The following is a 20,401-nucleotide window of genomic DNA, read 5'->3' as shown; positions in this document are numbered from 1 at the left end:
TTACATATTCTTGATTCTCTCTATAGCCTCAACTGTATTCTCATAAGTTCCGAATGCAGTAAGTCTGAAATATCCCTCACCGCTTGGTCCGAAGCCTGAGCCTGGTGTTCCGACTACATTTGCATTCTCAAGCAGATAATCGAAGAAATCCCATGATGACATGTTGTTCGGTGTCTTAAGCCAGATGTATGGCGCATTTACACCGCCTGATACAGTGTAACCCGCATCCTTGAGTCCCTGTGAGATAACCTTTGCGTTGTTCATGTAGTATGCGATCTGAGCCTTTGTCTGAGCCTTGCCCTCGTCTGAGTACACTGCGTCTCCTGCTGCCTGAACAATGTATGGAGCGCCATTGAACTTTGTTCCATGTCTTCTTGCCCACAGGCTGTGCATTGACACGCCATCTGCGTCCTTCAGATCCTTTGGAACTACAGCATAGCCAAGACGTGTTCCTGTGAATCCTGCGTTCTTAGAAAAGCTCTTGAGCTCGATAGCACATGTCTTTGCGCCCTTGCACTCATATATTGTATGAGGAACATCCTCCTCGCTGATATATGCCTCGTATGCAGCATCGTAGATGATGACTGCTCCGACCTTATTTGCGTAATCTACCCACTCCTGAAGCTGATCCTTCTTGATCGTTGCTCCTGTAGGGTTGTTTGGGAAACACAGATATATGATGTCAGGTGTCTCCTTTGGAAGCTCTGGCGCAAAGTTATTGTCCGCAAGACATGGCATGTAAATTACATCGCTCCACAACTCTGTGTTCTTGTCGTATGTTCCTGTTCTTCCTGCCATTACATTTGAATCAACATATACAGGGTATACAGGATCACATACTGCGATCTTGCTGTCTGCTGTAAATATCTCCTGGATATTTGCTGAGTCACTCTTTGCCCCGTCGCTGACAAATATCTCATCAGCAGATATGTCCACGCCTCTGTCAGCATAGTCGTTCTTTGCTATGGTGTTTCTGAGGAACTCATAGCCGAGATCAGGAGCATATCCCTTGAATGTCTCCGCAACTGCCATCTCGTCTACAGCCTTGTGAAGGCGCTCTATGATAGCCGGTGCAAGTGGCTGAGTCACATCACCGATACTGAGTCTTATAACCTTCTTGTCCGGGTGTGCTGCGCTGTACTCTCTCTGCTTTCTTCCAACTGTTGAGAAGAGATAACTTCCCGGAAGCTTTAAATAATTTTCATTTGCCTTAAACATATCTTTCCTCCTAATATATATCAGTCCAGCCTTCAAATACTTCCCTTGCCGGTCCTGTCATGTACATAGTTTCATTCTGCCTGTCGTAATCAATATCCAAAGTTCCTCCGAGCAATGAGACCTTTACCGAATCTCTCGTCCTGCCGGCAGCTATCCCCGCCGCCACAGCCGCACACGCGCCTGTACCGCACGCAAATGTCTCGCCGGAGCCGCGCTCCCACACTCGCATCCTCATATGATCTTCGTCAACGATCTGGACAAATTCTACATTTGTCCTGTTCGGGAACATGGGATGCACTTCCATCTCAGGCCCCAAAGTCTCCATCTGGCAGACATATATATCATCCACCCACACAACCGCATGGGGATTGCCCATGGATACCCGGACAAAATCCACGGTTTCATCAGGCAGAACAGCCATCTCGACAGCCGCACCTATATCCGGTCTGCCCATATCCACACACACCGCAGCCACTCTTCCATCCTGCAGAATGCATCTGAGCCGTTTTATACCCGCCTGTGTCTCCACAGTAAATTCCGTCTTCTCCGTCATTCCATGGTCGTATACATACTTGCCAAGGCATCTTATGCCATTTCCACACATCTCTGCCCTGCTGCCATCCGCATTGTATATATCCATATTAAAATCAGCCCTGGCCGAAGGTCCTATAAGTATCAGTCCGTCGCCCCCAACGCCCCTGTGCCTGTCACTGACAAGCCTGGCAAGGATCTCCGGATCATATACCTTTTCTCTGAAGCAGTTCACGTACACGTAGTCATTTCCAAGTCCTTCCATCTTCGTGAATCGCAATAGAAAGCCTCCCTCTTGATCTGTTTTAGAAACAATCTGAATTATCCAGTATCATATATGCCATCTCGACTATATTTATACCGTTATCCATGCTCTTCTTTTGCAGATATCTGTGAGCGCCCTGTTCATCATACTCAAAGTCATGCATAAGCTTGAGTTTTGCCGCCTTGATGACCTTCTTCTCTTCCTCGGTTCTCTCCTTTGGCCTGGACTTTCTCTTTTTTCTCTCCCACAGAAGATTCTCTATTGTGAGACTTACGGTATTCACAAAGTCCATAGACTTTATCGGCATAGACAGACATACCACGCCGCTATCCCGGACTTCCTCATAATTCTTCTTGCTGCTGAGCACGATCATGTCAAAATATTTCGGAATATAATTCTCAAGATCTGAATACATCATATCCAGGAATTTATATCCACATATTATGACTCCATCGTCACACGCATCCGCAGCCTGCGCCGCCTGGGCTCCGGTTGTACACACCTTTGTAACACTTATACCATTGCGAATGAGCAGGTTCTTTATACTCTTTGCTTCCTCTATTTTCGGAAAAACTATTATAACATTTACCAAATCAAAGCCCTCTCAATCGTGTACGTATAGCTATTATCAAATATATAGGTAAGCAGACCTTTCGCTCCGCTTACCTATACTACTCATCATTTTATATTGTTCGTGTATAAGATCAGACTTTGTACAGATAGTTTGAGATCTCCCAGTCTGTAACCTGTCTTGTGTACTCATTCCACTCATCCATCTTGGCACTTGTATATCTCTCGAAGATGTGTGAACCAACTGCCTCCTTCATGAAGTCGCTCTCGCTCATGGCAAGAGTTGCCTCTCTGAGGTTTGCAGGAAGGCTGTGGATATGACGTGCCTTCTTCTCCTCTGCAGTGAGGTTGAATATATTTGTATCTACACTTGATGGAACTGGAAGCTGACGCTTGATTCCGTCAAGTCCTGCTCTAAGGCATACTGCCATGGCAAGGTATGGGTTAGCTGTTGGATCCGGACATCTGAGCTCAACTCTTGTTCCTGCACCACGTGCACTTGGAATTCTGATAAGTGGACTTCTGTTCTTTGCTGACCATGCGATGTAAATAGGAGCCTCATAGCCTGGAACAAGTCTCTTGTATGAATTTACAAGTGGGTTGGTGATGGCTGTCATCTCCTTCATATGCTCCATGATTCCGGCGATGAACCAGTAAGCCTCCTGGCTAAGTCCGAGCTTATCGTTCCCATCTGCAAATATGTTCTTGCCATCCTTCTGGAGCGACATGTTCATATGCATACCTGAACCGCATACGCCATACTTTGGCTTTGGCATGAATGTTGCGCAGAGACCATGTCTCTTGGCAATAGTCTTTACAACCAGTTTGAATGTCTCGATGTTGTCGGCGGTTCTCAAAGCCTCACCGTACTTGAAATCTATCTCATGCTGTGCAGGAGCTACCTCATGGTGTGATGCCTCGATCTCAAATCCCATCTGCTCAAGAGTAAGAACCATATCTCTTCTCGCATTCTCACCGAAATCCAGTGGTCCGAGATCAAAATAGCTTGCTCTCTCGTATGTGTTAGTTGTAGGCATTCCGTTCTCATCTGTCTGGAAGAGGAAGAACTCACACTCAGGACCTACATTCATAGTGTAACCCATCTCTTTTGCCTCAGCCAGAGCTCTCTTAAGTACATATCTTGGATCGCCCTCAAATGGTGTTCCATCAGGCTTATATACATCACATATAAGTCTTGCAACCTTTCCCTGCTGTGGTCTCCAAGGGAATGTCTCATATGTATCATAATCAGGATACAGATACATATCTGACTCCTCAATTCTTGCAAAGCCCTCTATAGAAGAACCGTCGAACATGATCTTGTTGTCAAGTGCCTTCTCTATCTGGCTTGAGGTTATCGCTACGTTCTTAAGGTCACCAAAAATATCTGTGAACTGAAGTCTTATAAACTCAACATCATCTTCTTTGACCTTTTTCAGTATGTCTTCCTTTGTGTATTTTCCCATCGTTATACTCCTTTTCTACACATTGTTTGATCCTCTGCATGTAAATCTCTATGAGATTTTCTCATAGCTAGAGTTATAATAAACTTTGACAGAACTTTTGTCAACACAGATGAACGGTTGAGCAAATGTATATTCTGTCATAATTCTCTATCGAAGATCTCTCTTTCTGAATGTCAGCCATGTTGCCACGATCATCACCGTGCCGTATGCAGCAGCCACCGCCAGCGATATTCCAGCATGGCTCCAGTCTATATCGACCTGACTCATCTCCCTCACAGAACTGAACGGCATATAGCCCAGTATTTTCTCCAGAACATCCGACTGGAACAGCACAGGCATGATCTGCACGCCGAGATCCACAAGGAAAAACAGCAGCAGATTCACTGATACTGACGCAGCCTTGGACGTCAGTGCAAACGCAAGGAACACGCATGTCATATATAACATCGTAAGCACAAATCCCTCACACGCCACCGATCTCAGCATATATCCCGCCACATCCATGGTAAATTCCTTTCCAAAGCCTCCACAAATGCATCCTCCTACGGTATACACAAGTATATCTTCAAGAGAAAGTATCCAGATCGCCACTATATATACTATGATCTTCGCAAACATTATATGTGCTCTGCTGTGTCCCTGGGCTATCGCACACTGGATATCCCTGGACTTGTAATCGCTGGTGATGAGCGACGCCGCAATAAATCCAAACAGCATGCCCGACACCGAGCTTCCGGAAAACGAGCCCAGCAGATACTGAAACTGAAAATCTCCCGTGAGTTCTATTCCGAGAATATCTCCAACCAATCCCACCGAGATCAGATATATTATATCCTGGACAAAGAAAACTATCAGGCACACCCTGAAGCCCAGGCTCTTATACAGCTTATAAAATTCAGCCGGCAACAGTTCACGCATAATGAGCACCCCCTATCCTGTGAATAAAGTAGTTCTCAAGGCTCTCCTCCTCGAGATGGTACTCACTGACAAACACCCTCTCATTGTAGAGAACCCATGCCAGCTCGTCTGAGTTTACCGGCTGGTCCACGATTATCTCATCACCATTCACATACACATTCACTATATTGTATCTCATAGCAAGAATATCAAGCACCTTCTTCACATCATTGGTGCGCAGTCTCAGTCTTCTGTGACACTTCGCATCAAGCTGCGCTGCGGAGAGGCAGTCTATGATCTGTCCTCTGTCTATCATTATGTAGTCCGTTGCCAGCTCGTGAAGCTCTGTGAGTATATGGCTGGATATAAGTATCGTCACGCCAAACCTCTGATTTATCTGCTTGAGAAGATTTCTTATCTCAACTATTCCAACCGGATCAAGCCCGTTTATAGGCTCATCCAGGAGCAGAAGATCCGGACCTGACAGCATGGCACAGCCAATTGCCAGTCTCTGCTTCATTCCCATCGAATAGTTTCTGAATTTCTTCTTACCAACACCCTGCAGTCCAACGTTTGCTATGGTCTGGTCGATGAGCTTGTCGTTCTTTATCCCCCTCAGTTTCATATTAAGCTTTATGTTGTCTCCAGCATTATAATTGTCGTGCAGTCCGGCATGTTCGCACACCGTTCCTATCCTCTTTCTGGCATTCACCAGCCCCTTGCTGTCACTGACGCCAAACAATTCTATCTCTCCCTCGTCAGGAAACAACAGACCATTGATATGATTGATCATGGTCGTCTTTCCTGCCCCGTTCTGTCCTATAAAGCCATATATCTTTCCCCTTTCAAGAGATATATTGACATTGGACAAAACAGTATTCTTTCCAAATGTCTTCGTGAGTCCGCTTACTCTCACAACATTCTCTGCCATTTATTCCCCACCTTTCTGTCCTCATAAAATACGCCTACAGGAAATAATATTCTATGAATTTACACAAAAACCCGTCATCCAGCACATAGCTGAATAACGGGTCCTTTATATACTTATCAATGATAAGAATTAATCCTGAACGTATGGTAATATTGCGATCTGTCTAGCTCTCTTAACAGCAATTGTGATTGCTCTCTGATGCTTAGCACATGTTCCTGTGATTCTTCTTGGAAGGATCTTACCTCTCTCTGAGATATACTTTCTGAGTGCGTTTGAATCCTTGTAATCGATCACAGCCTCTTTATTAGCACAATACTCGCAGACTTTCTTTCTTCTACGGATATTTCTTCTCTTCATTGGAGCGTCAGCTCTATCAGTCTTATTGTAAGCCATTGTATTTACCTCCTATTTTACTTGAATGGTAAATCGTCCTCAATACCTTCCGGTATACTCATGAAGCCCTCAGCTCCTGCATTGCCAGGTGCCGGTCTTCCTGCTGGCTGATATCCACCGCCTGATGCCTGTCCGCTTGCAGCCTTGCTCTCAGCAAACTCCTGCTCCTCAACAACAACATCAGTTGTGTACACCTTGTTACCATCCTTATTCGTATAGCTTCCAGTCTGGATTCTACCTGTTATAGCAATCTTCGTTCCCTGCTTCAGGTACTTCTCTGCAAACTCAGCGCTCCTGCCAAATGCAACGCAGCCGATGAAGTCTGCACTCTGGTCGCCATTTCTATTGAATCTTCTGTCTACAGCCAATGTGTATCTTGCAATAGCCATCTGGCCATCACCTGTGTTTGACTGTGAATATCTAACTTCCGGGTCTCTTGTGAGACGACCCATCAATATTACCTTGTTCATTATAGAATACCTCCTATTACTCGGCGTCTAATCTAACGCAAAGATATCTAAGAACTGATTCCATAATACGAATGTTAGCCTCAAGCTGAGCTGGAACTCCAGCCTCTGCATCAAACTGAATGAAGTAGTAGTATGCTTCGCCCATCTTCTGAATCTCGTAAGCAAGCTTCTTGAGTCCACACTCGTTAACTTCTGTAATTGTTGCGTTAGCCTTCTCAATATAAGACTTAACCTTATCAACTACAGCTGTTCTGGCTTCCTCATCAATCTTTGCACTAACAACTAAAGTTAATTCATATTTGTTCATTACATTGCACCTCCTTATGGTCTCTGGCCCACAGTCATCTGTGAGCAAGGAAAATATGATTAATACATCACAAGTTCAGATACTATCATATTTTTCCAGCCAATTCAAGCATTTTTTCTATGATCATCCCAAAAATTCTGTGGCATGCTTTCTCGACCACAAAGGGAACATGCTTCTCTGGCATCTGTAGTTCTCTCTCTGCTCCACGCTCACCGCGCTGAAGAATGTTCTCCACATATCTGTGTAATCATCCTCCATATATTCTGCACTGCCCAGCGTCTCCATCTCCTGATCTGTAAGCCGCCTCACATACATATCCGAATCCACCGGATGCACCACGGCGTAACGTCTGCCATCATCCACTATCAGCCAGTATTCTGACGGCATCCTGTCCGCAAAATGACTGGCGACAAGAAGCGCAACATCGTCCTTTGGTTCTATATGACATACATACACCCGCCCCTGGACAGCAGTGAATCTGGCTATCTCCCTGAATAGATGTGCCTCGTTGCTCACACTCCGCCCAAGCTCCATGATACGCATCACCTCCGGACTTATGAGCATATGTTCCACCTTCCGGCCCTCGGCAAATGCCAGTATCAGATATCTGTACACAGTGTCCAGTGCATCCTCCTGATGCGACAATAGTGCATTGAATACGTTGCGGTACACCAGCCAGGATACCTTCTTCACAGACCGGGTAAACTTCTGCACCTTGTCCGCATCCGGCTCGACATGTATATAGTCAGCGAATATATCCAGTTGTTCCACAGGCTCCTTCATAAGCATCACATGGTCGTGTCCGACCTGCAGTGCCATACTCCACGCCTCATATATGCATGTAGCCATATCGTCATATCTGTCTCTGCATGTAAAAACCTTCATATTATCCATAACTTCCACCTTCACGCCTTCATTCCTATATCAAATAAAGTCATCTGTCTATACTGTTCATTGCCGTGTGATGCCTGCCAGTTCTCTCCCCGGCTCAGATCCGTCATCTCCCTGACAATGTAATCCCTCTCTATAGGGATCCTGTACATCATACGTCCGCCACACGTTATAAAATAATGTGCTCTCTTAAGCACCACCCCCATCTTCTTCAGATTATCGAAATCCAGACTTCCGTATCTGCGGGCTCTCACTATCCTGCCCGCCGACTTCGGCCCTATGCCGGGAATCCTGAGAAGCAGATCATACGGTGCCGTCTGCACCTCCACCGGGAACTGGTCAAGATGCCTCACTGCCCAGTTGCACTTCGGATCCATTCTCTGATCGAGGTTCGGCTCGTTCTCAGACAATATCTCCTCAGCGTGGAATCCATAATATCTGAGCAGCCAGTCCGCCTGATACAATCTGTGCTCACGGAGCAATGGAACCGCCGTATCCAACGCAGGGAGTGCCGAGTCCTCGTTGATCGGTATATACGCGGAGTAGAACACACGCTTCAGATCGTATCGCTGATACAGTCTCTGGGCTGTGTGTATGAGCGTGTAATCCGACTCTCCGCTGGCTCCAACTATCATCTGTGTGCTCTGTCCCGCCGGGGCAAATGCCTGTCTCCTGTCTGTATCTCCAAACATGACAGGGAGGGGCGAAGAGGCAGCACCGATGTCTCTTTTATCAGAGATCATTCCATCTGCGAGTGCCTCTGCTGCTGACATCTGCAGAGCACCATGTCTTTCCTGCCCTGCCAGCTCTGCTTTGTATGCGGTCAGATCCTTCTGCAGATTCTTCTCGTTGAATATGCTTCCAGTAAGGTATCTGTTGATACCGCTCCTCTCCATACGCGCAGTCTTGCCCACCGCCAGTCTGTGGGATTCTATAGTGCTGGTCAGCTTGCCCATGGGATCAAGTATGGTGTCAAAGCTCTTGTTCGGGGCAAGCTTCTTCAGACTCTCCTCAGTCGGCAGCTCCATATTAACACTTATCCTGTCCGCTAAATATCCCACCATGCTTATAAGCTCATCCGATGCCCCCGGAATGGTCTTCACATGGATATATCCATTGAACCTGTACTTCGTCCTGAGAAGATACAGAGTCTCACACATCCTCTGCATAGTGTATGTCGGATCCCTGAGCACACCGGAGCTCAGGAACAACCCTTCTATATAATTCCTCTTGTAGAACTCTATGACCAGATCGCACAGCTCCTCCGGTTCAAATGTCGCTCTTGGCACATCATTGCTTCTGCGGTTCAGACAGTACTTGCAGTCATATACACAATGGTTCGTCATAAGGACCTTAAGCAGCGATATACATCTTCCATCCGCTGCAAAGCTGTGACATATACCACATGATACACTGTTGCCCAGGGCTCCCTTCCGTCCCTTCCTGCCCACTCCACTGGATGTACACGCCACATCATACTTCGCCGCATCCGCCAGTATATTCAGTTTTTCATTCGTTGTAAGTCCTGTAATTATCTCGTTCATGCATAATATTATACGAACATTTGTTCGGTATTGCAAGAGGTAATTTCTGGTTGCCGGTTAAAGCATAATATTACTTACTTATGGATGGCGCAGACAAAAAAGACCGGACACACTCTGAACGAATGTATCCGGTCTTCTCTATGCGAAAGGCTCTGGACTATGACAGTTCCTTTCTTCTATATGATCCTAAGCTATATCTTAGAGCTGTGGGCCTGCTGCAACTAATGCCTTACCTGCTGCATTACCCTCGTACTTAGCAAAGTTCTTCTGGAATCTTGCTGCAAGATCCTTAGCCTTTGTCTCCCACTCTGAAGCATCAGCGTATGTGTCACGTGGGTCAAGGATTGCTGGATCTACGCCAGGAAGCTCTGTTGGAACCTCGAAGTCGAACATAGGGATCTTCTTTGTAGGAGCCTCATTGATAGCACCGCTGAGGATTGCATCGATGATTCCTCTTGTATCCTTGATTGAGATTCTCTTGCCTGTTCCATTCCATCCTGTGTTGACAAGGTATGCCTTAGCGCCGCTCTTCTCCATCTTCTTAACAAGCTCCTCTGCATACTTTGTAGGATGCAGCTCGAGGAATGCCTGACCGAAGCAAGCTGAGAATGTAGGTGTTGGCTCTGTGATACCTCTCTCTGTACCAGCAAGCTTTGCTGTGAATCCTGACAGGAAGTAGTACTGTGTCTGCTCTGGTGTAAGGATTGACACTGGAGGAAGTACTCCAAATGCATCTGCTGAAAGGAAGATTACGTTCTTTGCAGCTGGTGCTGATGATATAGGTCTTACAATGTTCTTGATATGATCTATTGGGTAAGATACACGAGTATTCTCTGTTACGCTCTTATCAGTGAAATCAATCTTGCCGTTTGCATCAAGTGTAACGTTCTCAAGAAGTGCATTTCTTCTGATAGCGTTGTAGATGTCTGGCTCTGAATCCTTGTCAAGGTCGATAACCTTAGCGTAGCATCCACCCTCGAAGTTGAATACGCCGTTATCATCCCAGCCGTGCTCATCATCACCGATGAGGAGACGCTTTGGATCTGTTGAAAGTGTTGTCTTACCTGTTCCTGAAAGTCCGAAGAAGATAGCTGTGTTCTCACCGTTCATATCTGTGTTAGCTGAGCAGTGCATTGAAGCCATTCCCTTAAGTGGAAGGTAGTAGTTCATCATTGAGAACATACCCTTCTTCATCTCTCCGCCGTACCATGTGTTAACTATAACCTGCTCATGGCTTGTGATGTTGAATGCTACACATGTCTCTGAGTTAAGTCCTAACTCCTTGTAGTTCTCAACCTTAGCCTTTGAAGCATTGTACACTACGAAATCTGGCTCGAAGTTCTTAAGCTCTTCCTCAGTTGGCTTGATGAACATGTTTGTTACGAAATGAGCCTGCCAAGCAACCTCAACGATGAAACGGATAGCCATACGAGTATCAGCATTTGCTCCGCAGAATGCATCAACTACGAAAAGTCTCTTGTTTGAGAGCTCCTTCTTTGCAAGGTCCTTAACTGATGCCCATGTCTCCTCTGTCATTGGATGGTTATCGTTCTTGTACTCATCTGATGTCCACCATACAGTGTCCTTTGAATTCTCATCTACTACGATATACTTATCTTTAGGTGAACGGCCTGTATAAATACCAGTCATAACGTTAACTGCGCCAAGTTCACTAACCTGTCCCTTCTCGTATCCCTGAAGGTCAGCCTTTGTCTCTTCCTCGAATAACAATTCATATGAAGGATTGTGTACGATCTCTGTTGTGCCTGTAATGCCATACTTAGTTAAATCAACTGTTGCCATTTTTCTTAACTCCTTTTCTTTAAATGTATTTCATTGATAGATGCCTGTCGCTCATGCCCTGCCGGCACTGCGTTTTATACAGCACTCAATAATCTGAAAATAAATATGAACACTTTCTCTCATATTCAGTTGAAAGTATACCCAATTAGTCAAAATAAATCAATATGATTATTGAGTTTTTTTTGTAGTTTACAGAAACTTCTCATTTATAATCTCAATTTTATATTTATTACTTGCATAAACTAAGATAATGAGCTTCCACGTCTCTTCTCAAGGAATTTTGACTTCACTATCAGAATATCACCTGTCTGTATCTCCAGATCACCTGTCGGCAGTATAGACATATTATCCCTGAGTACCATATATATATTCACACCATACTCCTCCGTAGCCTGGAGTATGGTCCTGCCGCAAAACTTGCTCACATCATCTACGAGCAGTTCTCCAATCTCGTCCACATCAACAACTTTGGACTCCTCGTTGGCATTGTTCTGATACTGCTCTACAAATCCGGCGCTTATGATACCTGTAGGTATCGCTACCAGCAGAACTCCCATAAATGCTATGACTATCGCCATGCATTTGCCCAGCAGCGTGATCGGGTAAATGTCTCCATACCCCACGGTAAGGACTGTCGATACCGCCCACCATATGCCGCTGAAGGCGTTGCTGAACACTCCCGGCTGTGCGGCATGCTCAGTGCTGTACATACACAGGCTGCTCGCCATCATCAGTATAAATATGATGAACATGGACGATATGATCTGTCTGCTCTTTCTCAGCAGGACTATCTTAATGACATTGAAGCTGTCGTACTTTGAATTGATCCTGAAAAGATGGAATATACGGATCACCCTGAGCATCCTGAACGCCACGAAGCCAGACAGAAAGAACACTGGTATGATCGTGAGCAGATCCACAACTCCGTCATATGATATGAGGAACTTTCCTATAGCCTTTCCTCTGGTGCATGTGGGATACAGGAAATCCGCCGTCCATATGCGGAGAATGTACTCAACACAGAATATGCCTGTAGTCACCCACTCGATAACACTCAGCAGCCCATAATATGGTTCAAGCTGATCGTAGGTCTGCAGGAACATCACCGATATGTTCGACAATATGACACCCACTATGAATATGTCAAATGCCCTGCTCGCCAGATTGCTTTTGTCCCCTATCTGTATTATGTCAAATATTTGCTTTTTGAGTTTTGTCTTGTTTACCGCCATTGCTCTCCTCTTATATATCTATTTGTCCTTGAGAATGTCCATCATCTCATCTATCATCTCTTCGTCCTGAAGCCTGAACTTGATCTCCACGCGTCTCGACGCTGCCATGTCCACTGCTTATGATGCCGTTGCTCTCCGTCAGACAGTACTTTGCCACTGAGAACGCTCGCTGCTGTGAAAGTTCAAGATTGTATATGTAGGAACCATTCGTATCCGTGTGTCCCTCTATGATTATCTCCGAAACGTATTCCCTGTAATCATCGCGCAGAAGCACACTGCAGTACTTCGGCAGGAACTGGTTGATGGTAAGCATACACGAATATACCACCCGTTATGGCAAACATACACACACTTATAATCGCCCTATCTCCTATCATAATTAAAAAGAGGCTGTTTTACCAGTTGAAATACTTACTCCTTTACCTGTTATTTACATATTTACGCGGGATTTACATGTTTTTACAAGGCTCTGTGCATACCGCACAAATGGCCATTTTCTTTTTGTGCACTTTGAAAAATGTGTCATAAAATCTTTAAATTTTGAAGATTTTATTTTGCAAAACGTTTTTTTTCTGTACATATTCTGTTCATATTTTGTGTATATACTGAACTCAGTTGTTCAAGAGAAAGTAATTTACTCTTAGTTGTTTAAGTTGTTGTTTAAAAAAGAACCGCCTAGCAATTCAGGTGGTTCTTTTTTTGCGCACAAAATTATCTCTTATTTAGCAAAAAAGGCTGAAAAGATACAATTTCTTCAGATTTTGTATCTTTTCAGCCTTTTATTTTGATTTAGAGATAATTTTGTGTGCAGACGAACTCATCCGCCACCAAAAGATCCCAGCTTTATAACTAACTCTACACTGCAAATTACTCCGTAGGAAGCTTAGCCTTCTCGAATATCTCAACAACCTTGTCGTCAGGCTTCTTTGTGAGAAGTGATACGACGATAGCTGTAATGAACGCTGCTGCAAATCCAGGAACGATCTCATAAAGTCCTGTTGGTGTTGCAAGGAACTTGTACCAGAGCATGTCAACAGCAAATCCGACTATGATAGAAGCAAGTGCTCCATTGTAATTCAGTCGCTTCCAGTACAGTGACAGAACGATGACCGGTCCAAATGCCGATCCGAATGCGCCCCATGCATTTGACACGAGTGCCATGATACCCTCGCAGTCTGGATTCATCGCTATGGCAAGTGCCACAACTGAGATGATGATGACCACAATTCTTCCTGCCCAGAGCATCTCCTTGTCGGATGCACTCTTTCTGAATATAGGCTTGTACACATCAGACGAAAATGCTGATGATGAAGCAAGGAGCTGTGAATCAGCTGTACTCATGGACGCTGCAAGGATAGCTGAGAGAAGTATACCAGCTACAAGTGCAGGGAACACGCCTCTTACAAGTCTGATGAATACCTGTGAGTTATCTGTAAGTCCACCGCCAAGATACTTAAGGCCGACCATACCAACTACGGATGCCATAACGAGGATGATTCCCGTCCAGCAAGTACCGACTATTCTGGACTTCTTCATCTCCTTCTCTGACTTGATTGAAATGTATCTTATAAGAATATGTGGCATACCCATATATCCAAGTCCCCATGCAAGTCCTGATATGATATTGATCACACTGGTCTTGTCAAATGAACCACTTATAAGGACATTGTAATAATTGTCTGGAATGACAACATCAGGTGCTATAAAGCCAGCGCCCTGCATGGTGATGACCGCAATGATAGGTGCGATCATGAGAGCTGCAAGCATCAGAAGTCCCTGGAAGAAATCCGTCCAGCACACTGCATTAAAACCACCAAGGAATGTGTACACGATGATGATGACTGCAGCGCCGATCATGGCTGTATTCCTATCGATGCCCATAACAGTGTTGAACAGAGTACCGCAGGCCGATATACTTGACGCAGCGTATATACAATATGCAACCACAAATATAACTGCACATATTATGAGAAGCAGCTTATTGTCTGACTGAAAACGATTTGTCAGATACTGAGGTATAGTGATCGAATCGTTGTACGCTATCGAGAATCTTCTGAGTCTCGGTGCTATGAATATCCAAGCACATGCTGTTCCGATGAACAGACCAACTGATATCCACATGTTGCTGAGTCCTGTCGCATAGAATGCTCCGGGCAGTCCCATGAGAACCCACGCACTCATATCAGATGCTCCGGCGCTGAGTGCAGCCACCAGACCATTCATATCTCTTCCTCCAAGAAAATAATCCTTCTCTCCGGCATTCCCCTTGGATTTGAAGAAGAAATAAATTCCTACACCGATTACCAGGACAAAATACGCTATAAACGCAATCATCTCGTAAACATTCATTAGTTAATCCACCTTCCATAATAATTATAATTTATCTGCTCCGCACCAACTTTACCACTGCAGTGCAGTATCTCACTGTCAGTGCACATAACAAAGCAAATTCTACACGGAAACTTGCCAAAATGCAAGATTTTTCAGCATTTGGCTATTATAAACTGAGGCCAGCGCTCTCCAGAATAAAAAAGCGGCCCATGGTGGCTTGTCCGGTCATGATCCCGGAAAGCCCACCATCGAGCCGGCTGTTTATATTTGACTACCTGATCTTATAGATTAGAATCCGATATGTCTGTTATCTGTGATTCTCTTTGCCTTGCCCTCTGAACGTGGGATGGTCTTAGGCGGAACCAGCTCAACCTTTGCGCTGATAAGCAGTGTCTGCTTGATATCAGTCTTGATGCGGGCTGCAATAGCCGCAAGCTTTGCTGCATCGTTCATATCCACATCTTCCTTGAGCTCTACCTGAACTGTCAGCTTGTCCTGTGAATTCACACGATCAACCACGAGCATATAATGAGTTGAAGCCTCCTCCACACCGAGGAGAACTGACTCTATCTGACTAGGGAATACATTTACACCACGAATTACAAGCATGTCGTCTGTACGGCCTGTGATACGACTCATCTTGACAGTTGTTCTTCCACATGCACATGTGCCGTGTGTAAGTGTACATATATCATGTGTCCTGTATCTGATCATAGGAGTACCAGTCTTAGTAAGAGTTGTAAATACAAGCTCTCCCGGAACTCCGTCCGGAAGCGGTTCTTCTGTGACAGGATCAATAATCTCCGCGAGGACATGATCCTCGTTGATGTGCATTCCATTCTTCTCAAAGCACTCAAATGCAACTCCAGGTCCACCTATCTCAGTTAATCCATATATATCAAATGCATCAAAGTCGAGGAGCTTCTCAAGATGCTGTCTCATCTCCTCAGTCCATGGCTCAGCGCCAAAGCATCCGGACTTAAGCTTAAGTTCGGACGGATCAATACCCATCTCTCTAATCGTCTCTGCAAGATATGTAGCATATGATGGTGTACAACAGAGCATTGTAGCACCAAGCTCTTTCATCATCGTGATCTGTCTCTGTGTATTACCTGATGACATCGGTACCACCATGGCTCCAACCTCGGTAGCCCCCTGATGAGCACCGAGTCCGCCTGTGAACAATCCATAACCGTAAGCTATCTGGATGATATCATCCTCTCCGGCTCCGGCACACCTGAATGCCCTGGCAACCATCTCTGTCCATACATCAATATCATTACGTGTATATCCTGTTACGATAGGCTTTCCTGTGGTTCCTGATGAACCCTGGATTCTGATGATGTCCTTCCTGTCTGCAGCAAACAGTCCAAATGGGAAGTTATCCCTGAGATCTGTCTTCTGCATAAATGGCAGCTTGACGATATCGTCTATGCTGTTTATATCCTCCGGCTTTACTCCCGCCTCGTCCATTCTGGCTCTGTATGCCGGTACATTTGCATATTCAAGTTCTACTGTCTTTCTAAGTCTCTCCCCCTGAAGCTTTCTTCTCTCCTCAGGATCCATACACTCCATCTCTTTATTATAGATGTAATGAATCTTCTTCTGTCTCATAACTTCACTGTCCTCCATAAGATAAATCAAATCAGCATTTGTGCAACCTGCTGATTTTGTATGACACTTTAGCGCGCCAAACAACTAAATTGTACATACATATGTGGGCTGTGTCAAGGAAAAGCCATCAATCGCAGTACATTTTCCGTATATTTTTGAGAGAGCTTCGAATATTTGCGGTCAAATGGCATATTTGCCTGATAGATTACTCTTGCATTCCGGGTTTTCAGGTCGTATATTATTATCTGACAACAAAAAGAGGACGCGGGAGCTTGTAGTACAGGCTGAGAGGAAGGTGTGACCTTCGACCGGAAACCTGATTTGGATAATGCCAACGTAGGGAAGCCTGATAGCAGTCGTTTGTTAAAGTGCAGACTTTATTGGAGTTACCAGATCGGTAACTCTTTTTTTGTGCAGATAAAAGACTTTGGAGGAAAGGGCTATGGTAACAGTGAACGGAAAAGATCTCGACGTTGCCGGGCAGAATCTGGCGGCATTTCTTGAAGAATCCGGCTACAAACCGGTGCGCATAGTTGTTGAGATCAACGAGGAGATCATACCGAGAGAGACATACGCAGACATTACATTTAACGACGGCGACTGTGTGGAGGTAGTGAGTTTCATGGGAGGAGGAGCATTATAATGAAAGAAGACAAGCTGATAATCGGAGGACATGAATTCAATTCAAGATTTATTCTGGGTTCAGGAAAGTATTCCATGAAGCTGATCGAATCAGCTATAAAGGACGCAGGAGCAGAGATCATCACTCTGGCCGTCCGCCGTGCAAATACAAAGGAAGAGGAAAATATTCTCGATTTCATCCCGGAGGGAGTTACTCTCCTGCCAAATACAAGCGGCGCGAGGAACGCCGAGGAGGCCGTGCGCATAGCAAGGCTTGCAAGGGCTCTGGGCTGTGGAGACTTCGTCAAGGTGGAGATCATGCGCGACAGCAAATATCTCCTTCCCGACAACCAGGAAACGATAAAGGCAACCGAGGCACTGGCAAATGAAGGATTTGTGGTACTGCCTTACATGTACCCGGACCTGAATACCGCCCGTGATCTGGTAAATGCGGGAGCCGCAGCGGTCATGCCACTGGCATCACCTATAGGTTCCAACAAAGGACTAGCTACCAAAGACTTCATCCAGATCCTCATCGACGAGATCGAACTTCCGATCATAGTTGACGCCGGTATCGGAAGGCCATCCCAGGCATGTGAAGCCATGGAGATGGGCGCTGCCGCCATCATGGCAAACACTGCTCTCGCCACAGCCGGAAATCTGCCACTCATGGCATCGGCATTCAAGGACGCGATAAATTCAGGCCGAAAGGCTTATCTGGCAGGTCTTGGAAGAGTTCTCACCAGAGGGGCATCCGCTTCAGATCCACTGACCGGATTCCTGCATGACTAAGGGGGTGCACTCAGATGGAAAACCACTTTCTGATAGACTCGGAATATCTTTCGCCGGAAGCGCTGGAGATCAAGCACCGTCTGGAGACAGATCCATCGTCAAGGAAAAACCATATGGAATACCTTCCGGGCATGGAGGTTATTGAATCTGACATCCGCAGCAAGGTCATGGAGCACATGAACAGCTACGACTACAGCAGTTACACAGGCAGAGACGTCATGGCGGCCCTTGAACACGAGACGTGCAGCATAGAGGACTTCAAGGCTCTGCTCTCCCCCGCCGCCGAACCATTTCTTGAGATGATGGCGCAGCGCGCAAGCCGCGAGACAAGCAGGCACTTCGGCAACACGGTCTACATGTTCACGCCGCTCTACATAGCCAACTACTGTGAGAACTACTGCGTATACTGCGGCTTCAACTGCTACAATCACATCAACAGAATGAAGCTCTCAGCAGAGCAGATCGAGAAGGAAATGAAGGTCATCGCCGACAGCGGCATGGAAGAGATCCTTATACTGACCGGCGAGAGCCGCAGCCAGAGTGACGTAACGTATATCGGCGAGGCATGCAAGCTTGCAAGGAAATACTTCCGCATGGTAGGCCTTGAAATATATCCGGTGAACACCGATGAGTACCGCTACCTCCATGAGTGTGGTGCGGACTATGTAACAGTGTTCCAGGAGACATACGACGCAGACAAATACGAGACTCTTCACCTGATGGGTCACAAGAGAGTATGGCCATACCGTTTCGACTCGCAGGAGCGCGCCCTCATGGGCGGAATGCGGGGCGTTGCATTCTCAGCACTGTTAGGGCTCTCCGACTTCCGCAAGGATGCACTGGCAACAGCCCTTCACGCGTATTTTCTCCAGAGAAAATACCCGCACGCAGAGATGTCACTCTCCTGTCCAAGACTGAGACCGATCATCAACAACGATCAGATCAATCCTCTGGACGTACACGAGAAGCAGCTCTGCCAGATACTGTGCGCATACAGGATATTCCTGCCATTTGCCGGAATAACGGTATCTTCAAGGGAGAGTGCAGACTTCAGGAACGGCATAGTGAAGATCGCAGCGACCAAGGTATCGGCGGGCGTGTCAACCGGAATCGGCGATCACGAAAGCAAATACAGCGGCAAGACTTCCTGCAGTGAACAGGGCGACGAGCAGTTCGAGATCAACGACAACAGAAGTCTTGAGCATATGTATTCAGACATAGAGGGCGAGGGACTGCAGCCCGTACTCAATGACTATCTGTATGTGTAACAATTTTAGAAAGGACTTTGAAATGTATACATTTGATCCTACTTTATATTTTATAACAGACAGCACAGGTCTGTCCGAGGAGGAATTTCTGTACAGAGTGGAGCGTGCACTCGACGGCGGTGTGACACTCATGCAGCTTAGAGAAAAGGAAAGAACTACCCGTGAGTACATACATCTTGCGGACAAGGTGCACTCAATTGCGCGCCGCTACAACGTGCCACTCATCATAGATGACCGGGTAGATGTGGCGCTGGCGACCGATGCCGAGGGTGTCCATGTGGGGCAGACAGACATGCCAGTCTCCATAGCCAGAAAACTCATGGGGACTGACCGCATCGTGGGCGCAACCACCAAGACTGTTCCTCAGGCCGTGGAGGCGTATGAACAGGGAGCTGATTATCTGGGAGTTGGAGCCATCTACCCAACCACCACCAAGGTCAAGACAGTGCTCACATCCACGGATACACTGAGAGACATTTGCAAGGCAGTTCCCATCCCGGTAAATGCCATCGGAGGACTCAATCCGACCAACCTGGATGTCCTCTCGGGCATACCTATCGCCGGCATCTGTGTGGTGTCCGCCATAATGAAAGCTGACAATCCAAAGGATGCTGCCAGCCGTCTATTGGCATTATCCAGGCAGTTACAGTCAAAAATCTCTCTCAAATAAGCAAAAATTGCAAAAATACGCAACTTATTTTCATTTTAATGAAAAGAAAGGTTGCAATTAAATGATTTTGCAATTACAATCAATACAAAGTGTAACTATTTTTTTGTATGAGGTGGTTTTAATGGAAAACGTATTAAACAGCATATATTCCAACAGTATTATGGTTCAGGATCAAAGTAATGATACCGCAAAGGAAGCAGCAGTTGAGGCTGTACATGCAAGAGTCGTTGCAAAGCCGAACTTCATCAGAGGTTCCGTGGAGCTGCTCGTACTCTATCTGCTCAGCCAGAAAGATTATTACGGCTACGAGCTGTCACAGCTCATGGACTCACTGTCAGACGGCGTGATAAAGATTCCTATCGGTTCTCTCTATCCTGCACTGTACAAATTGATTGAATACGGTTTCATCTCCGATCACAAAGAGCAGGTTGGAAAGAGAATGACCAGAGTATATTATCATCTGGAGCAGCCTGGATTCCAGCGTATGCATATTCTTATAACTGAGTATACAAAGGTTCACAAGGCTATTTCATCCATACTTGACTATACTCCAGAGCCTGAGAAGAAATAATTTCTTTCAGATTAAA

At 45.8% G+C, this 20,401-nt stretch carries 21 protein-coding genes and 1 riboswitch; of the genes, 5 read left to right on the top strand and 16 right to left on the bottom strand.

Going from position 1 to position 20,401, the window contains the following annotated elements:
* The 16 genes from DWX57_RS00210 to DWX57_RS00135 form a co-directional block, all read right to left on the bottom strand.
* Complete coding sequence (locus tag DWX57_RS00210) at nt 1-1,218, bottom strand: LL-diaminopimelate aminotransferase (protein WP_120122819.1); 1,218 nt, start codon at nt 1,216-1,218, stop codon at nt 1-3.
* Between the two features lie 10 nt (nt 1,219-1,228).
* The gene (gene dapF, locus DWX57_RS00205; protein WP_120122818.1) at nt 1,229-2,029 is read right to left on the bottom strand and encodes a diaminopimelate epimerase; all 801 of its coding nucleotides are present in this window, start codon (nt 2,027-2,029) and stop codon (nt 1,229-1,231) included.
* 25 nt (nt 2,030-2,054) lie between these two features.
* Complete coding sequence (locus DWX57_RS00200; protein WP_070098466.1) at nt 2,055-2,606, bottom strand: ANTAR domain-containing response regulator; 552 nt, start codon at nt 2,604-2,606, stop codon at nt 2,055-2,057.
* Between the two features lie 112 nt (nt 2,607-2,718).
* Nucleotides 2,719-4,050, bottom strand: coding sequence for a type I glutamate--ammonia ligase (gene glnA / locus DWX57_RS00195; protein WP_120122817.1), 1,332 nt, complete (start codon nt 4,048-4,050; stop codon nt 2,719-2,721).
* Between the two features lie 147 nt (nt 4,051-4,197).
* Nucleotides 4,198-4,968: an ABC transporter permease gene (locus tag DWX57_RS00190; protein ID WP_120122816.1), complete on the bottom strand. Its 771-nt coding sequence runs from the start codon at nt 4,966-4,968 to the stop codon at nt 4,198-4,200.
* Nucleotides 4,961-5,878, bottom strand: coding sequence for an ABC transporter ATP-binding protein (locus DWX57_RS00185; RefSeq protein ID WP_120122815.1), 918 nt, complete (start codon nt 5,876-5,878; stop codon nt 4,961-4,963). Before DWX57_RS00185 ends, DWX57_RS00190 begins: the two co-directional genes overlap by 8 nt.
* Before the next feature lie 129 nt (nt 5,879-6,007).
* Complete coding sequence (gene rpsR, locus DWX57_RS00180; RefSeq protein WP_015533306.1) at nt 6,008-6,271, bottom strand: 30S ribosomal protein S18; 264 nt, start codon at nt 6,269-6,271, stop codon at nt 6,008-6,010.
* 17 nt (nt 6,272-6,288) lie between these two features.
* The gene (locus DWX57_RS00175; RefSeq protein ID WP_022216615.1) at nt 6,289-6,741 is read right to left on the bottom strand and encodes a single-stranded DNA-binding protein; all 453 of its coding nucleotides are present in this window, start codon (nt 6,739-6,741) and stop codon (nt 6,289-6,291) included.
* 16 nt (nt 6,742-6,757) lie between these two features.
* A complete protein-coding gene (rpsF, locus tag DWX57_RS00170; protein WP_015533308.1) occupies nt 6,758-7,048 on the bottom strand; it encodes a 30S ribosomal protein S6 in 291 nt (96 codons plus the stop codon).
* A 123-nt stretch (nt 7,049-7,171) separates the two neighbouring features.
* On the bottom strand, nt 7,172-7,942 hold the full coding sequence (locus tag DWX57_RS00165) for a TIGR03915 family putative DNA repair protein (protein WP_330514210.1): 771 nt from the start codon (nt 7,940-7,942) through the stop codon (nt 7,172-7,174).
* Between the two features lie 11 nt (nt 7,943-7,953).
* Entirely contained in the window at nt 7,954-9,483 is a 1,530-nt protein-coding gene (locus DWX57_RS00160) for a putative DNA modification/repair radical SAM protein (protein WP_120122814.1), read from the bottom strand.
* A 198-nt stretch (nt 9,484-9,681) separates the two neighbouring features.
* Nucleotides 9,682-11,286, bottom strand: coding sequence for a phosphoenolpyruvate carboxykinase (ATP) (pckA, locus tag DWX57_RS00155; RefSeq protein ID WP_022216618.1), 1,605 nt, complete (start codon nt 11,284-11,286; stop codon nt 9,682-9,684).
* Between the two features lie 242 nt (nt 11,287-11,528).
* Complete coding sequence (locus DWX57_RS00150; protein ID WP_015533310.1) at nt 11,529-12,518, bottom strand: ion transporter; 990 nt, start codon at nt 12,516-12,518, stop codon at nt 11,529-11,531.
* A 46-nt stretch (nt 12,519-12,564) separates the two neighbouring features.
* Nucleotides 12,565-12,831 carry an OmpA family protein gene (locus DWX57_RS00145; RefSeq protein ID WP_022216619.1) on the bottom strand — a complete coding sequence of 89 codons (267 nt, stop codon included), beginning with the start codon at nt 12,829-12,831 and terminating at the stop codon, nt 12,565-12,567.
* Between the two features lie 554 nt (nt 12,832-13,385).
* A complete protein-coding gene (putP, locus tag DWX57_RS00140) occupies nt 13,386-14,867 on the bottom strand; it encodes a sodium/proline symporter PutP (protein ID WP_118757531.1) in 1,482 nt (493 codons plus the stop codon).
* A 270-nt stretch (nt 14,868-15,137) separates the two neighbouring features.
* Nucleotides 15,138-16,463: a phenylacetate--CoA ligase family protein gene (locus tag DWX57_RS00135; protein ID WP_120122813.1), complete on the bottom strand. Its 1,326-nt coding sequence runs from the start codon at nt 16,461-16,463 to the stop codon at nt 15,138-15,140.
* Between the two features lie 254 nt (nt 16,464-16,717).
* A riboswitch (TPP riboswitch) is annotated at nt 16,718-16,823 on the top strand.
* An 82-nt stretch (nt 16,824-16,905) separates the two neighbouring features.
* On the opposite strand from DWX57_RS00135, the gene thiS reads away from it, so the two are divergent.
* From thiS to DWX57_RS00110, 5 genes are all read left to right on the top strand, one after another.
* Nucleotides 16,906-17,106: a sulfur carrier protein ThiS gene (thiS, locus tag DWX57_RS00130; protein WP_015533314.1), complete on the top strand. Its 201-nt coding sequence runs from the start codon at nt 16,906-16,908 to the stop codon at nt 17,104-17,106.
* Complete coding sequence (locus tag DWX57_RS00125; protein ID WP_120122812.1) at nt 17,106-17,876, top strand: thiazole synthase; 771 nt, start codon at nt 17,106-17,108, stop codon at nt 17,874-17,876. The genes thiS and DWX57_RS00125 overlap by 1 nt, the downstream gene beginning before the upstream one ends.
* 14 nt (nt 17,877-17,890) lie before the next feature.
* Nucleotides 17,891-19,144 (top strand): 2-iminoacetate synthase ThiH, encoded by a 1,254-nt coding sequence (gene thiH / locus DWX57_RS00120; RefSeq protein ID WP_117548541.1) that lies wholly within the window; start codon nt 17,891-17,893, stop codon nt 19,142-19,144.
* Between the two features lie 22 nt (nt 19,145-19,166).
* Nucleotides 19,167-19,814 (top strand): thiamine phosphate synthase, encoded by a 648-nt coding sequence (gene thiE / locus DWX57_RS00115; RefSeq protein WP_120123131.1) that lies wholly within the window; start codon nt 19,167-19,169, stop codon nt 19,812-19,814.
* Between the two features lie 121 nt (nt 19,815-19,935).
* Nucleotides 19,936-20,385, top strand: coding sequence for a PadR family transcriptional regulator (locus tag DWX57_RS00110; protein ID WP_015533318.1), 450 nt, complete (start codon nt 19,936-19,938; stop codon nt 20,383-20,385).
* Nucleotides 20,386-20,401 lie beyond the last annotated feature (16 nt).

Source organism: Coprococcus sp. AF19-8AC, from assembly GCF_003603115.1.
Classification (GTDB): Bacteria; Bacillota; Clostridia; order Lachnospirales; family Lachnospiraceae; genus Coprococcus; species Coprococcus aceti.
The sequence above is the reverse complement of the archived record's forward strand: the minus strand, read 5'-3'. Positions and strand labels throughout refer to the sequence as shown.